The following is a 14,038-nucleotide window of genomic DNA, read 5'->3' on the forward strand; positions in this document are numbered from 1 at the left end:
CCGACAACCAACTGCTCCCCAAGCGCATGGCGCTGCCGATCTTCGCGTCCGACGCGTTGAGCTCGGTCGCGTACGGTCCGCAGGAGATGCTGCTGACGCTCGCGCTCGGCGGGCTGGCGTTCCTCACCTTCGCGCCATGGGTCGCCGCAGCCGTCGTCGTCCTGCTGATCGTGGTCGTGCTGAGCTACCGCCAGCTCATCAAGGCGTACCCGTCCGGCGGCGGCGACTACGAGGTCGCGTCGAAGAACCTCGGCGAGATCCCCGGGGTGATCGTCGCGGCCGCCCTCCTGGTCGACTACATCCTCACCGTCTCTGTGTCGATCGCCTCCGGAGTCGACAACATCATCTCCGCGGTTCCCGAGCTCGACCCGCTCCGGGTGGAGCTCGCGGTGGGCTTCGTCGTCCTCATCGTCATCGTGAACCTGCGCGGCGTGCGCGAGGCGTCCACGGTGTTCGCGATCCCGACGTATCTGTTCATCGGCTCGGTCGGCGTCATGATCGTCACCGGCCTCATCCGCACCTTCCTCGGCGATGCCCCCGTGGCCGACAGCGCCGCGTATCAGATCCAGGGCGAGCACCTCGCGGATGCCGCCATCATCCTGCTCATCCTGCGCGCCTTCTCGAGCGGATGCTCCGCCCTCACCGGCGTCGAGGCCGTGTCCAACGGCGTGCAGGCGTTCCGCGCCCCGAAGATCCGCAACGCCCAGACGACCCTGGTGATGATGGGCTCCATCGCCGCCCTGCTGTTCGCCGGTCTCACCGCCATGGGGCTCATCACGAGCGTCCACTACGCCGAGAACCCCTGCGACCTGATCGGCTTCGACTGCTCGAAGCCGCAGCCCAGCGTGATGGCGCAGATCGCCGCCGCGACCTTCGGGGGCGGCAGCATCCCGTTCTTCATCGTGCAGGCGGCGACCGCCTGCGTGCTGCTGCTCGCGGCCAACACCGCGTTCAACGGCTTCCCCCTGCTGGGCGCCGTGCTCGCCCGCGACGGCTACGCGCCCAAGTCGCTGAACACCCGCGGCGACCGCCTCGTGTTCTCGAACGGCATGATCGTGCTCGGCATCGCCGCGATCATCGTGCTGGTGGTGTTCCAGGCGAAGCTGACGACCCTCATCCAGCTGTACATCATCGGCGTCTTCGTGTCGTTCTCGCTGGGGCAGATCGGCATGGTGCGGCACTGGAAACGGCTGCTGCGGCAGACGGACGGCAGCGTCTCGGCATCCGATCGCCAGGGCGCGAAGGTCGGCCTCGTCATCAACACGATCGGCGCGACGCTGACGGTCTTCGTGCTCGTGATCGTGACGATCACCAAGTTCACGCACGGCGCGTACCTCGTGTTCATCGCGATCCCGGTCCTGGCGTTCCTGATGCTGGGCGTGAAGCGGTACTACCGCGACGTCGAGCACGAGATCGCGATCGACGACATCACGAAGTTCGGCGCCACGGGAGACGTCGCGCTCGTCCTCGTCAGCAAGCTGCAGAAGCCCGTCGTGAAGGCCGTCGACTACGCGATCGCCGCCAAGCACGGCAAGACGATGGCGATCCACGTCGCCGTCTCCGCCGAGGAGGCCGCCGCGCTCCAGAAGGAGTGGGAGGATCACCTGATGCCGATCCCGCTCGTGATCGTGGAGTCGCCGTACCGCTCCTTCGCGCAGCCCATCGCCGGCTTCATCAAGAAGTACCGGGCGAAGCACGGATCGTCGGTCGTGACGGTCTACCTGCCGCAGTACATCGTCGGCCACTGGTGGGAGACGTTCCTGCACAACCGCCGGTCGCGGCGCATCGCCAACCAGCTGATGCTGATCCACGGCGTCTCCATCACGCTCGTGCCGTGGCTGCTCGACTCGTCGGAGCTCATCTACGGCCGCCGTTCGCGTCCGCTGCCGGGCCAGGAGCGCGCCGGTCGCCCCGTGGTCGTGAACGGACGACGCGCCCACCGCCCCGAGGGGCCGCCGTCGGAGGACCCGACGGCGAAGAAGGGCGCGAACGAGGCCTGACCGCGCGGGCGCTCCATGGAATAGCCGATCTCCCGGATGCAAACGCGGAACTGTTCAGTTAACTGGTCACGGAGACGGAGGTGTTCAGCTAACTGGTCACCGCAGATGCGGCGGCCGTCGCATGCGAGGAGTGGCTCAGCCCGAGACGAGGCTGAGCACCAGCGCCGCGACGACCACGGTCGGCACGGCCACCGCTGCACCCCAGAGCATGAAGCGGCCCCAGCGGATGTCGACGCCGAGGGAGACGACCCGGTGATGCCACAGCAGGGTGGCCAGTGACGCCCACGGGGTGATGAGCGGCCCGAGGTTCACGCCGATCAGCAGGGCCATGAGCGCGACGGGTCCGTGCGCGGAGGGTTCGAGGATCAGGTAGGCCGGGAGGTTGTTCACGCCGTTCGCCGCCACGGCCCCCGCCGCCGCGAGCCCCAGGAGCTGGCCGGGACCGTCGCCCGACGACGCGAGCGCGTCGAGGAACCCCAGGACGCCCTGCGCGTGCGCGGTCTCCACCAGCACGAACAGCGCACCGGCCAGGCCGAGCGCACGCCACGGGATGAGCGACAGACGCAGCACGTGCCTCCGGCGGACGGCGAAGAGCACGACGAGGGCGCACGCCGCAGCCGTCGCGGGGATCCAGACCTCCGTCATGACGGCCAGCAGCGGCATGAGCACGATCAGCACCCCGGTGGCGCTCCAGAACAGGATGCGGTCGGAGGGCGCACCGCCCGTGGGCACACGGTAGGCGGCGAACAGCGTGCGGTGATGCGCGACGGTGAGGATCGCGACCGGGATCGCGATGCCGACGAGCGTGGGCGCCCAGCTGAGCGCGAGGAACGCCCCCGGATCGCCGCCCATGCGCTGCGCGGCGAGGAGGTTGGTGAGGTTCGAGACGGGGAGCGCGAGGGATGCCGTGTTCGCCAGCCACACCGTGGCGAGGGCGAACGGCAGCGGGCTCACCCCGATGCTCTGCGCCAGGACCACCACGACCGGGGTGACGATCACGGCGGTGGTGTCGAGCGACAGGAACACCGTGCTCACGACGGCGAGCGCCACGACGGCGGCCCACAGGCCGATCACCCGCCCTCGACCCCAGCGGGCGAGATGCTGGGAGAGCACGTCGAACACGGCGGCATCCCTGGCGAGCTCGGCGACGACCGTGATCGCGATGACGAAGCCCATGACCGGCGCGATGCGCAGTCCGAGCACCTCGGCGTCGTGCGTCGGGAGGAGCCCCGTGAGCACGCAGACCGCCGCGACGGCGACGAGCGCGAGGATGATCACCGTCCCCGCGCTGATCCGTCGAGTCGGTGTGCCCACCCCGCGAGTGTAGACCTCCTCAGCGCGCCTCGAGAACGCCGCCCAGGATGCCGGCCGCCTCGGCGAAACGGGCGGGATCGGCGCTCGCGTAGTTGAGCCGCACGAAGGGCCCGGACGGCTCGGCGGGGAACCACTCGGCGCCGGGGGCGACGACCAGTCCGCGGAGCTCGCACTCGCGGGTGATCTGCCCCACGTCGGACCCCTCGGGCAGTCGCACCCAGAGGTTCAGACCGCCGACGGGCACGGTCTCCACGGTCGCGAGCGGGGCGTGCTCGGCGAGGCACGAGAGCATCAGGTCGCGCCGCGAGCGCAGCTGCTCGCGGAGGCCGCGGAGGTGCGTGCGCCAGCCCGGCTGCGTCACGACCTCGAGCGCGGCGACCTGGAGCAGTCCGCTGACGTACATCGATCCCGCGGCACGGTCGCCCAGGATGCGCTCCCTGGCCGGTCCTCGCGCGATCACCGCCGCGACGCGGAGCGCCGGCGACACGCTCTTCGTGAGCGATCGCAGGTACACGACGTGTCCGTCGTCGTCGAGCGCGGCGAGCGGACGCGGCTCCGCGTCGATGCCGAGATCGTGCGCCCAGTCGTCTTCGATGAGGAAGGCGCCGTGTCTCCGCACGCTCTCCAGCACCGCGTGCGCGGTCTCCGCCGGCCACTGCGCGCCGGTCGGGTTCGCGAACGTCGGCTGCGCGTAGAACGCGCGGGCTCCGGTCTGCGCGAACGCCCGCTCCACGGCATCCGGATCGGGCCCCGCCGGCCCCGAGGGGATCGGCACCAGCACGACCCCGGCCTGCTCCGCCGCGAGCATGGCGCCCCAGTAGGAGGGCGACTCGATCAGCAGCGGCCGGCCCGGTCCGACCACCGCACGGAAGATCGAGCTCAGTCCGCTCTGGCTGCCGGAGATGATCAGCGCATCCCGCGCCGTCGCCGGGGTGACGCCGGCAGGGGCGGATGCCGCGAGCTCCCCGGCGAACCACGCCTGCAGATCCGGGACGCCCGCCGCCGGCGCCCTGGTCATCGCGATCTCGGTGCGGGAGACGCGCGCGAGCGCCTGACGCACCAGACGCTCGGGGAGCAGGTCGACCGCGGGATACCCCGCATGCAGTCCGATCGCGTCGGGGGCGGCGACGCGCTGCGCCGATGCGAGCGCCGACGTGCGGTTCGGAGGAGCGCCGAGGGCTCCGGTCTGCCAGCCGTAGTCGACCGACCGGGCCGCGCGCACGGCGCGCACGAACGTGCCGACGCCTGGCCGCGACTCGACGAGCCCCAGGCCCACGAGCCGGCGCATCGCCTTCTGCACCGTCACGGGGCTCGCGCCGTACTCGGCGGTCAACGCTCGGTTCGACGGCACCCGGGCCCCCGGAGGGGCAGCGGTGATCCATCCGCGCAATCCGGCGACGATTCGGTCGGTGCTATCCTGACTCATGAAAGATCAGAGTAGCGTTATCCTCGATAAGCCGAAGGCGCTATCCTCGCGCGCCGGCCTCTGGTGGGGTCTCCTCGGCATCCTCGCGTTCTCGTTCACGGTCCCGTTCACCCGCATCGCCGTGGGCGGCCTCTCCCCTCTCTTCATCGGCGCCGGACGCGCGGTCGTCGCCGCCGGCCTCGCGGCGATCGCGCTGGCGGCGACCCGACAGCATCCGCCGACCGGTTCGCAGTGGGCGCGCCTGGCCGTCGTCGCCGGCGGCGTCGTCGCCGGCTTCCCGCTGCTCACCTCGTTCGCGCTGACGACCGCCCCCGCCGGACACAGCGCTGTCGTGATCGGCCTGCTCCCCGCGGCGACCGCCGCCATGGTCGTGCTGCGCACGAAGGAGCGACCCGCGACATCCTTCTGGGTCTTCGCCGTCCTGGGCGCGGCCGCCGCCGTCGCCTTCGCGTCGCTGCAGAACGGCGGTTTCGGCGGGCTGCAGTGGTCGGACCTGCTGCTGTTCTGCGCCGTGCTCGCCGCGGCGATCGGATACGCGGAGGGCGGCCTGCTCGCACGCGAGCTCGGCTCATGGCAGACGGTCTCGTGGGCGCTCGTGCTCGCCGCACCGCTGATGATCGCGCTCACCGCGGTCTCCGTCGCCGCCGACCCTCCGAGTGCCACGCCCGTCGAGTGGCTGGCCTTCGCCTACCTCGCCGTCGTGAGCATGTTCCTCGGCTTCTTCGCCTGGTACCGCGGCCTCGCGATCGGCCCGATGGCGCAGGTCAGCCAGGTGCAGCTGGCCCAGCCCGTGATCACGATCCTCTGGGCGGCGCTCCTGTTGCACGAGCGGATCGGCTGGGCGACCGTGCTCGGCGGCCTGGCTGTGATCGCGTGCGCCGCCCTGGCCGTGCGCACCCGGCTCACCCCCACCCGATCGACCGAGGAGTCCTGATGCGCCACACGCCCCGCTACCTGATGACCGACCAGGAGGAGGTCAAGCGGCTCATCCGCGGCAATCCGTGGGCGACGTTCGTGTCGCCGGCATCCACCGGCCTCGTCGCATCGCACTACCCCGTGCTGCTCGACGAAGACGAGAGCGGCATCGTGATCGCCAGTCACTTCGGCCGACCCGACGAGCAGCTGCACGAGCTCGGTGCGCACGAGGTTCTCGTGATCATCCAGGGACCGCACGACTACGTCTCGCCGAGCTTGTACGAACCGGGAGACCTGGTGCCCACCTGGAACCACGTGACCGCGCATCTCTACGGCACGCCCGTGATCCTGGACGAGGAGGAGAACTACGCGATGCTCTCCCGCCTCACCGACCACTTCGAGCAGCACAGGGCGCACGGCCGCAGCCTGAGCGACGACGAGGAGGGCACGCGCCGTGCGGCCAAGGGCACGGTGGGCCTGCGCATGCGGGTCACCCGGTTCGACGCCAGGGCGAAGCTCAGCCAGAACAAGCAGCCGGAGGTGCGCGAACGCATCACGCGGCGGTTCGATGAGACCAACGGCCCGCTCGCCGAGGAGATGCGGCGCATCCAGGGGTGACCGCGCGGCGTCTCACCCGTCGCGGCGTGCGCCCCGTGCGCGGCGCGGCTGGCGGGCGTCCTCCTCGATGCTGAGCATCCGCACGCGGGCGCTGCTGCGCTGGCGCGGGCGCCTGCGCAGCCGTGCGGCGCGCAGACCCCGCCAGCGGCCGGTGAGCAGCTGCACGTAGAGAGTGGCGACCCCGGCGATGAGAAGACCGCAGAGGTTGACGAGGAGCTGGATCGCCGAGCCCCGCGCCTCGTCCCAGGCGCCGACCGCGAGGGTGAGCCCGATGGTGCCCACGGCCGGCACTGTGGTGATCGAGATGAACACGCCGACGAGCGCCGACGACTTCGCCGTCGTCAGGGAGAGCACCCCCGCGATCCCCGCGAGGATGGCGATCACGAACGACCAGGCGTCAGGGGCGACGATGAACTCCGTCGCGGTTCCCGTCGTCGCCTGCGCGAACGTGATCACGCCGAGTCCGTAGAGGAGCGCCCACACGGCCCAGGCGATCGCCGCGCACGCCGCGAAGCCGCCGAGGAGCGTGCCGAGAGCCGGCGCGACGATCCCCCGGCGACGGCGCACGAGCGCATAGGAGATCGCGGCGAGGGGAGCGAACTCCGGTCCGACGACCATCGCCCCGATGATGAGGATCGGCTGATCGAGGATCCGGCCGACCCCGGCGATGAGCGTCGCGAGCAGCAGGAAGACGAAGAACGAGACCGAGGGCCGGGCATCCTCCTCGGCGTGGCTCGCGAGCTGCGCCCACAGCACGCCGTCGGCGGGATGCCCCGGCGCGACCTTCTCCGCACGATCGGCCGCGTCGGAGACGACGACCAGCGGCTCGGACACGACGATGCCGCCCTCCTCCGGCACGCCGAGGTGCCGGAGCGAGCGCATGATGTTGTTCGCGTTCTCCCTGGTCATCTCGAACAGGATCACGTCGCCGTGACCGTCGAGCGCGGCGCCGGGGACCACGATCAGCCCGCAGACGGTGGGGTCCTGCGCGAGGCTCTCGCGAACCTGTGCGGAGAGCGGGCGGGCGACGCTGACGCGGACGGAGAGCATGCCCCTATTGTGCTCGCCTCGGCCTCACCGCACCGCGACGGCGAGCGCATGCGCATACGCCGCCCGCCACACGCGGTCGAATCCGGCGCGGTCGCTCACGCCCTGACGGCAGGCGACGGCGGCGTCCTCCAGTGCCTCCGCCAGGGTGTCGAGGCGGCGCTGTCGCGCACGCTCGTCGGCCGTGTCGTCGCCGAGCCCCGACCTGCTCGACGAGAGCGTGATCGTGCGGCTCCGGATGCCGCGGGAGCGACGGGAGAGGAGGATGCCGACGGGCAGGAGCACGACGGCGAGCGCGATCGCGGCGAGCAGCGGAGGCGCACCGACGGCGCACAGGGCCACCCACGCGACGACGCTGCCGCCGAAGGACAGCGGCGCGTACAGCCGGTTCGCCTCGGCCAGCCGGCGCTCGGCATCCGAGGAGTCGGGCGGATAGATGGCCAGCACGCAGGCGACGGTGCCGTAGTGGCTCACGCTCCGCGACAGGTGCCCCCACCGCGGGGCGCGAACGAGCGCGGCGGGCACCGCGGCGGTTACGGGTGCGGTGGTGAAGCGGGGACGGTGGATGAGGGACATGCCTTCCACACTCCTCCGCGCGCGACCGCGAGGCGCGGATCCAGACGGAACCCGAACGGCTCCCGCCCGTTTCCATGCGGAACGGCTACGCGGGCCGGTCCTCAGACTCTTCGTTCGCCGCCGCCTCGATCCAGTCCACGACCTCCTGGTCGTCGGAGCCGACTTGATCGACGCCCGCACGATGCCCGTGAGCGCCCGACGTGCAGCGCGTATGGGTTCTGTGTGACGCCTTCTCGCCACCTCGCCACACGGCATAAGACGGGATCATGACTCTCACCGAGATCCTCCCCACACTGCGTCGCAGCCTTCCCGTTCCACTCACCGTGCATCTCTGGCCCGTGCACACCGAGGCGACCACCACCGACGTCACAGTCGGCGGCATCTCGCTGATGCGCCTGCTCGAGGTCAGCGGCGCCCCCGCGGTGCTGACGGGAGACCTGCCTTACTCCCTGATGGGTACCCACCGGACAGCAGGGGGAACCGACGTGACGGTGCTCGTCATCACGATCACTCTCCGCATCGACACGCAGGAGGGCAAGCGGATCGCCGTCGCCGATTGCGCCCTCGACGGGTTCGAAGCGCACTGGGCGGAGAGCCGGCTCATCGGCCGTGCATCCACCTGCCGATCCGTGGAGATCGAGTTGCTCTCCGGCGAGGGCTCCGCATCCCGCTGGCCGCACCCGACCGCGAACCTGCCGTCGGACCTCCGTGAAGGCGATGTCGTCGCCGTCCCGTGCACCGGTGCGGTCACCCTGCACGATGTCCGCATCGGGCCCGCAACCGCGCAATCCGAGGCGGTCGCGCGATGATCCTGTCCCACTCGATCCTGCACGCGACGTCACTCGTGCGCAACGACATCCGGCGCGACACCAGCGCCCTGTGGCCGGCGCACACCGCCGTGGGCGCGCATGACATCACGGTGGGCGGACGCTCCCTCGTCGAGCTGGCGCGGGAACGCCGCACACCCTGCGTCCTGATCGCGCCGAGATCAGAGACCGCCCGCAGCGTCGAGGAGCACCTGACCACGGTGATCGCGGCGGTCACGATCCGGAGCGAACCCCGCCGATGGCACGGCGAGGTCGACGTCGCGGTCGACTGCACACTCGGCGCGATCGCCTCCCGCGTGATGCATGTGGAGCTCCTCAGCTCCCCACGCTCCCGCGTGCTCCGCCGGGTGCTGATCCACCCCGCAGACGGCGGGACGCCGATGCACGCCCGCCTCCCCGAGACGACAGCCCCGGGCGATCTCATCGTTTTCACCTGCACCGGATCGGTGTCGCCCAGCCAGCTCGTGCCTCGTGCAGCGATCTCCCCGACCTCGGAGGAGGAGGGCGGATTCAGCGGATGCCGCAAGTACGGCGGCGCCCCCGCCGAGTGACCCTCCCCGGCCCGCAGGTTTCGACGTGTTCATTCGCGGAGGCGTCGGAGACCGGATGCCGTGAGCATCCTGCATGCGTCGCCCTGGACGCCGTAGGGGAACCGTGAGGATCGCGGCGGCGCCCCTCGCACAGGAGTTTGATCGACTCTCGTGCTCGACATCATCTACATCGCGCTGACTCTCGCGCTGTTCGCCCTCGTCTCCCTCGTGGCCAAGGGGGTGGAACGACTGTGATCTTCTTCGAGATCGCCGCCGCGGCTCTCGCCGTGGCCGCCGTCGTCTACCTCGTGGTCGCCCTCGTCGCCCCGGAGAAGTTCTGATGGGCGGGGAGATCTGGTTCGGCGTCGCACAGGCGGTCGCCGTGGTCGTGGTGCTCGTGCTGCTGTACCGCCCGCTGGGCGACTACATGGCGCACGTGTTCAGCACCCCCAAGGATCTGCGCGTCGAGCGCGGCATCTACCGCCTGATCGGCGTCGACTCCTCGTCGGAGCAGACGTGGCGGGCCTACCTGCGGGGCGTCCTCGCCTTCTCGGTCGTCGGGCTACTCCTCGTCTACGGCCTGCAGCGGCTCCAGGCGTTCCTCCCCGAATCGCTCGGCCTTCCGGCCGTGCCGGAGGGACTCGCGTTCAACACCGCGGCATCCTTCGTCGCCAACACGAACTGGCAGTCGTACTCGCCCGAGACCACGATGGGCTACACCGTGCAGCTCGCCGGTCTCGCCGTGCAGAACTTCGTGTCGGCCGCGGTCGGCATCGCCGTCGCCGTCGCACTCGTGCGCGGATTCGCCCGCCGCGGCTCCACGACGATCGGCAACTTCTGGGTCGACCTCATCCGCGGGCTCGGGCGCATCCTGCTCCCGATCGCGCTGATCGGCGCCGTGGCCCTGATCGCCGGAGGGGTCATCCAGAACTTCGCCGGCTTCACCGACGTCACCACGGTGTCCGGGGGCGCGCAGACGATCCCCGGAGGCCCCGTCGCCTCGCAGGAGGCCATCAAGCTCCTCGGCACGAACGGCGGCGGCTTCTTCAACGCGAACTCCGCGCACCCCTTCGAGAACCCCACAGGGTGGACGAACCTGCTGGAGATCCTGCTCATCCTCGCGATCCCGTTCGCACTCCCCCGCACGTTCGGACGCCTGGTCGGCGACGACCGGCAGGGGTACGCGATCGCCGCGGTCATGGGCACGATCTTCCTCGTCTCCACCTTCGCGCTCTCGGCACTGGAGCTCGCCGGTCGCGGCAGCGCCCCGGAGCTCGCCGGAGCGGCGATGGAGGGCAAGGAGCAGCGCTTCGGCATCCTTGGCTCCGCCCTGTTCGGCAGCGCGTCGACCCTCACCTCGACCGGGGCCGTGAACTCGATGCACGACTCCTACACGGCACTCGGCGGCATGATGCCGATGCTCAACATGATGCTCGGCGAGGTCGCCCCCGGCGGCGTCGGCTCTGGTCTGTACGGGATGCTCGTGCTCGCGATCATCGCGGTGTTCGTCGGCGGACTGCTCGTCGGCCGCACGCCGGAGTACCTCGGCAAGCGCATCGGCCCGAGGGAGATCAAGCTCGCCAGCCTGTACATCCTGGTCACGCCGACCCTGGTGCTCGCCGGCACCGCGCTGAGCTTCGCGATCCCCGCCGTCAGGGCGGATGTCGAGGCCACGAGCATCTGGAACCCCGGGGTGCACGGCATGAGCGAGGTGCTCTACGCCTTCACCTCCGCCGCCAACAACAACGGATCGGCGTTCGCGGGGCTCACCGCGAACACCCCGTGGTTCAACACGGCGCTGGGCATCGCGATGCTGCTCGGCCGGTTCCTCCCGATCGTGCTCGTGCTGGCGCTGGCCGGCTCGCTCGCCGCTCAGCAGCACGTGCCGGAGACCTCCGGCACCCTGCCCACCCACCGGCCGCAGTTCGTCGGCCTCCTCATCGCCGTGGCGGTCATCGTCACCGCGCTCACCTACTTCCCGGTGCTCACCCTGGGCCCGCTCGCCGAAGGACTCGTCTGACATGACGCTCATCACCACACCCGCAGAACACACGGATGCCGCGGCATCCGCTCCCGCCCCGAAGCCGCGCTCGTTCAGCTGGGGCCAGCTCGTCGAGGCGCTGCCCGGCGCCCTGCGCAAGCTCAACCCCGCGTCTCTCGTGCGCAACCCCGTCATGCTGCTGGTCTGGGCCGGCGCCGCGTTCACGACCGTGCTCGCGATCGCCGAGCCGTTCCTGGGCGGCCCTGCCGAGTCCGGCGGCACGGCGGTGCCCCCGATCTTCACGTGGGGCATCGCGATCTGGCTGTGGTTCACGGTGCTGTTCGCGAACGTCGCCGAATCGGTCGCCGAGGGGCGCGGCAAGGCCCAGGCGGCCAGCCTGCGCAAGACCCGCACGAGCACCATGGCCCGTCGCGTCGCACACTACGACCAGGCGACGGATGCCGCGGCCGAGCGCTCCGAGATCGTCGAGGTGTCGTCGGCCGAACTGCAGCGCGACGACGTCGTGATCGTCACGGCGGGCGAACTGATCCCCGGCGACGGCGACATCGTCGCGGGCATCGCGACCGTCGACGAGTCGGCGATCACGGGCGAGAGCGCCCCGGTGATCCGCGAATCGGGCGGCGACCGCAGCGCCGTGACGGGCGGCACGCGGGTGCTGTCCGACCGGATCGTCGTGCGCATCACCTCGAAGCCCGGCGAGACCTTCGTCGACCGCATGATCGCGCTCGTCGAGGGGGCGAGCCGTCAGCGCACACCCAACGAGATCGCGCTGAACATCCTGCTCGCGAGCCTGTCGATCGTGTTCGTCGTCGTCGTGCTCGCGCTCAACCCGATCGCGTCGTACGCGGCGTCTCCCGTCAGCATCCCGGTGCTGATCGCCCTGCTCGTCTGCCTCATCCCGACCACCATCGGCGCCCTGCTCTCCGCGATCGGCATCGCGGGCATGGACCGCCTCGTGCAGCGCAACGTGCTGGCGATGTCCGGTCGGGCCGTCGAGGCAGCGGGCGACGTGACGACGCTGCTGCTCGACAAGACCGGCACCATCACGTACGGCAACCGGCGTGCGCACGAGGTCCTGCCCCTGCCGGGCGTCGACGCCGATGAGCTGCTGCGGGTCGCCGCGCTGTCATCCCTCGCCGACCCCACCCCCGAGGGCGCGTCGATCGTCGAGCTGGCGACGGCGCGGGGCATCCGCGTCGCCGAGCCCTCGGACGCCGTGGTCGTGCCGTTCACGGCGCAGACCCGCATGTCGGGGCTCGACCTCGTCGACGGCACGCAGATCCGCAAGGGCGCAGGCTCCGCTGTCGCCGCATGGCTGGGCGGGACGGCGGATGCCGAGCTCACCCGCCTCGTCGACGGCGTCGCGCAGAGCGGCGGGACCCCGCTCGTCGTCGCCGTGACCGCAGCCGACGGCGACGCCCGCATCCTCGGCGTCGTGCACCTCAAGGACATCGTCAAGGACGGACTCCGCGAGCGCTTCGACGAGCTGCGCAGCATGGGCATCCGCACCGTCATGATCACGGGCGACAACCCCCTCACGGCGGCGGCCATCGCGAAGGAGGCCGGTGTCGACGACTTCCTCGCCGAGGCCACCCCCGAGCAGAAGCTCGAGCTGATCCGCCGAGAGCAGGAGGGCGGACGCCTGGTCGCGATGACCGGCGACGGCACGAACGACGCCCCCGCGCTCGCTCAGGCCGACGTGGGCGTCGCGATGAACACCGGCACCTCGGCCGCGAAGGAGGCCGGCAACATGGTCGACCTCGACTCCGACCCGACCAAGCTCATCGACATCGTCCGCATCGGCAAGCAGCTGCTCATCACGCGCGGCGCGCTCACGACGTTCTCGCTCGCGAACGACATCGCGAAGTACTTCGCGATCATCCCCGCGATGTTCATGGGCGTGTTCCCCGGTCTCGCGGCGCTCAACGTGATGCAGCTGCACTCACCGGCATCCGCCGTGACCAGCGCGATCATCTTCAACGCCATCGTGATCGTCTTCCTCATCCCGCTCGCCCTCCGCGGCGTCGCCTACCGGCCGGCGAGCGCATCGCAGATCCTGCAGCGCAACCTGCTGATCTACGGCCTCGGCGGCGTCATCGCGCCGTTCATCGGCATCAAGCTCATCGACCTCGTCGTCAGCCTCATCCCGGGCTTCTGAAAGGCGCACACCATGTCCTCCACCCGCACCGCCCTGCGCACCACCGGCGTCGCCGTCCGTGCCATGCTCGTCCTCACCCTCCTCCTCGGCGTCGGCTACACGCTCCTCGTCACCGGCATCGGCCAGCTGCTGCTGCCCTGGCAGGCGAACGGCTCCGCGCTCCCCGGCGACAAGGGCAGCGCCCTCATCGGGCAGTCCTTCACGGATGCCGACGGCAACGCCCTGCCGCAGTACTTCCAGTCCCGCCCGTCGGCCGCCGGCGACGGCTACGACGCGGGCGCGTCCAGCGGCAGCAACCTGGGGCCGGAGAACCCCGACCTCGTCGCCGCGATCCAGGAGCGCAAGACGGCCATCGCCGAGCGCGAGGGCGTGGATCCGGCGCAGGTGCCGGCCGACGCCGTGACGGCATCCGCCTCCGGTCTCGACCCGCACATCAGCGTCGCCTACGCCCTGCTGCAGGCGCCCCGCGTCGCCGCGGCGCGCGGACTCTCGGAGCAGGAGGTCACGGACCTCGTGGAGTCTAGGATTCAAGGGCGGGATCTGGGATTCCTCGGCGAGGAGCGCATCAACGTCGCCGAGCTCAACCTCGCACTCGACGAGCGGGAGAGCGAATGACGCCAGAGCG

General features: G+C 70.8%; 13 protein-coding genes. 9 read left to right on the plus strand and 4 right to left on the minus strand.

The window, feature by feature from the left end; translation table 11 throughout:
- The first annotated feature begins 26 nt into the window (after nt 1-26).
- Complete coding sequence (locus LC438_RS16905; protein ID WP_223587487.1) at nt 27-2,000, plus strand: APC family permease; 1,974 nt, start codon at nt 27-29, stop codon at nt 1,998-2,000.
- 135 nt (nt 2,001-2,135) lie between these two features.
- On the opposite strand, the gene LC438_RS16910 is transcribed toward LC438_RS16905, so the two are convergent.
- Both LC438_RS16910 and LC438_RS16915 read right to left on the minus strand, forming a co-directional pair.
- Entirely contained in the window at nt 2,136-3,314 is a 1,179-nt protein-coding gene (locus tag LC438_RS16910) for an SLC13 family permease (RefSeq protein WP_223587263.1), read from the minus strand.
- A 19-nt stretch (nt 3,315-3,333) separates the two neighbouring features.
- Complete coding sequence (locus tag LC438_RS16915) at nt 3,334-4,740, minus strand: PLP-dependent aminotransferase family protein (protein ID WP_223587264.1); 1,407 nt, start codon at nt 4,738-4,740, stop codon at nt 3,334-3,336.
- On the opposite strand from LC438_RS16915, the gene LC438_RS16920 reads away from it, so the two are divergent.
- Nucleotides 4,739-5,674, plus strand: a complete 936-nt coding sequence (locus LC438_RS16920) for a DMT family transporter (protein WP_105673183.1) — start codon at nt 4,739-4,741, stop codon at nt 5,672-5,674. The genes LC438_RS16915 and LC438_RS16920 overlap by 2 nt on opposite strands.
- Nucleotides 5,674-6,273, plus strand: a complete 600-nt coding sequence (locus tag LC438_RS16925; RefSeq protein ID WP_223587265.1) for an FMN-binding negative transcriptional regulator — start codon at nt 5,674-5,676, stop codon at nt 6,271-6,273. The genes LC438_RS16920 and LC438_RS16925 overlap by 1 nt, the downstream gene beginning before the upstream one ends.
- 12 nt (nt 6,274-6,285) lie before the next feature.
- Here LC438_RS16925 and LC438_RS16930 read toward each other — a convergent pair whose 3' ends face one another.
- Both LC438_RS16930 and LC438_RS16935 read right to left on the minus strand, forming a co-directional pair.
- Nucleotides 6,286-7,323, minus strand: coding sequence for a DUF389 domain-containing protein (locus tag LC438_RS16930; protein ID WP_223587266.1), 1,038 nt, complete (start codon nt 7,321-7,323; stop codon nt 6,286-6,288).
- Nucleotides 7,324-7,347: 24 nt separating this feature from the next.
- The gene (locus tag LC438_RS16935; RefSeq protein WP_105673180.1) at nt 7,348-7,896 is read right to left on the minus strand and encodes a DUF6611 family protein; all 549 of its coding nucleotides are present in this window, start codon (nt 7,894-7,896) and stop codon (nt 7,348-7,350) included.
- A 266-nt stretch (nt 7,897-8,162) separates the two neighbouring features.
- On the opposite strand from LC438_RS16935, the gene LC438_RS16940 reads away from it, so the two are divergent.
- The 6 genes from LC438_RS16940 (at nt 8,163) to kdpC (ending at nt 14,028) form a co-directional block, all read left to right on the plus strand.
- Nucleotides 8,163-8,705, plus strand: a complete 543-nt coding sequence (locus tag LC438_RS16940; RefSeq protein ID WP_223587267.1) for a hypothetical protein — start codon at nt 8,163-8,165, stop codon at nt 8,703-8,705.
- Nucleotides 8,702-9,274: a hypothetical protein gene (locus tag LC438_RS16945; protein WP_223587268.1), complete on the plus strand. Its 573-nt coding sequence runs from the start codon at nt 8,702-8,704 to the stop codon at nt 9,272-9,274. The genes LC438_RS16940 and LC438_RS16945 overlap by 4 nt, the downstream gene beginning before the upstream one ends.
- A gap of 230 nt (nt 9,275-9,504) precedes the next feature.
- Nucleotides 9,505-9,594 carry a potassium-transporting ATPase subunit F gene (locus tag LC438_RS18815; RefSeq protein ID WP_105673176.1) on the plus strand — a complete coding sequence of 30 codons (90 nt, stop codon included), beginning with the start codon at nt 9,505-9,507 and terminating at the stop codon, nt 9,592-9,594.
- The gene (gene kdpA, locus LC438_RS16955; protein WP_105673175.1) at nt 9,594-11,273 is read left to right on the plus strand and encodes a potassium-transporting ATPase subunit KdpA; all 1,680 of its coding nucleotides are present in this window, start codon (nt 9,594-9,596) and stop codon (nt 11,271-11,273) included. The genes LC438_RS18815 and kdpA overlap by 1 nt, the downstream gene beginning before the upstream one ends.
- A 1-nt stretch (nt 11,274) precedes the next feature.
- A complete protein-coding gene (gene kdpB, locus LC438_RS16960; RefSeq protein WP_105673174.1) occupies nt 11,275-13,413 on the plus strand; it encodes a potassium-transporting ATPase subunit KdpB in 2,139 nt (712 codons plus the stop codon).
- A gap of 12 nt (nt 13,414-13,425) precedes the next feature.
- On the plus strand, nt 13,426-14,028 hold the full coding sequence (gene kdpC / locus LC438_RS16965; RefSeq protein ID WP_105673173.1) for a K(+)-transporting ATPase subunit C: 603 nt from the start codon (nt 13,426-13,428) through the stop codon (nt 14,026-14,028).
- The last annotated feature ends 10 nt before the right edge of the window (nt 14,029-14,038 follow it).

This window comes from Microbacterium sp. OVT16B (genome assembly GCF_019969705.1).
GTDB lineage: Bacteria > Actinomycetota > Actinomycetes > Actinomycetales > Microbacteriaceae > Microbacterium > Microbacterium natoriense.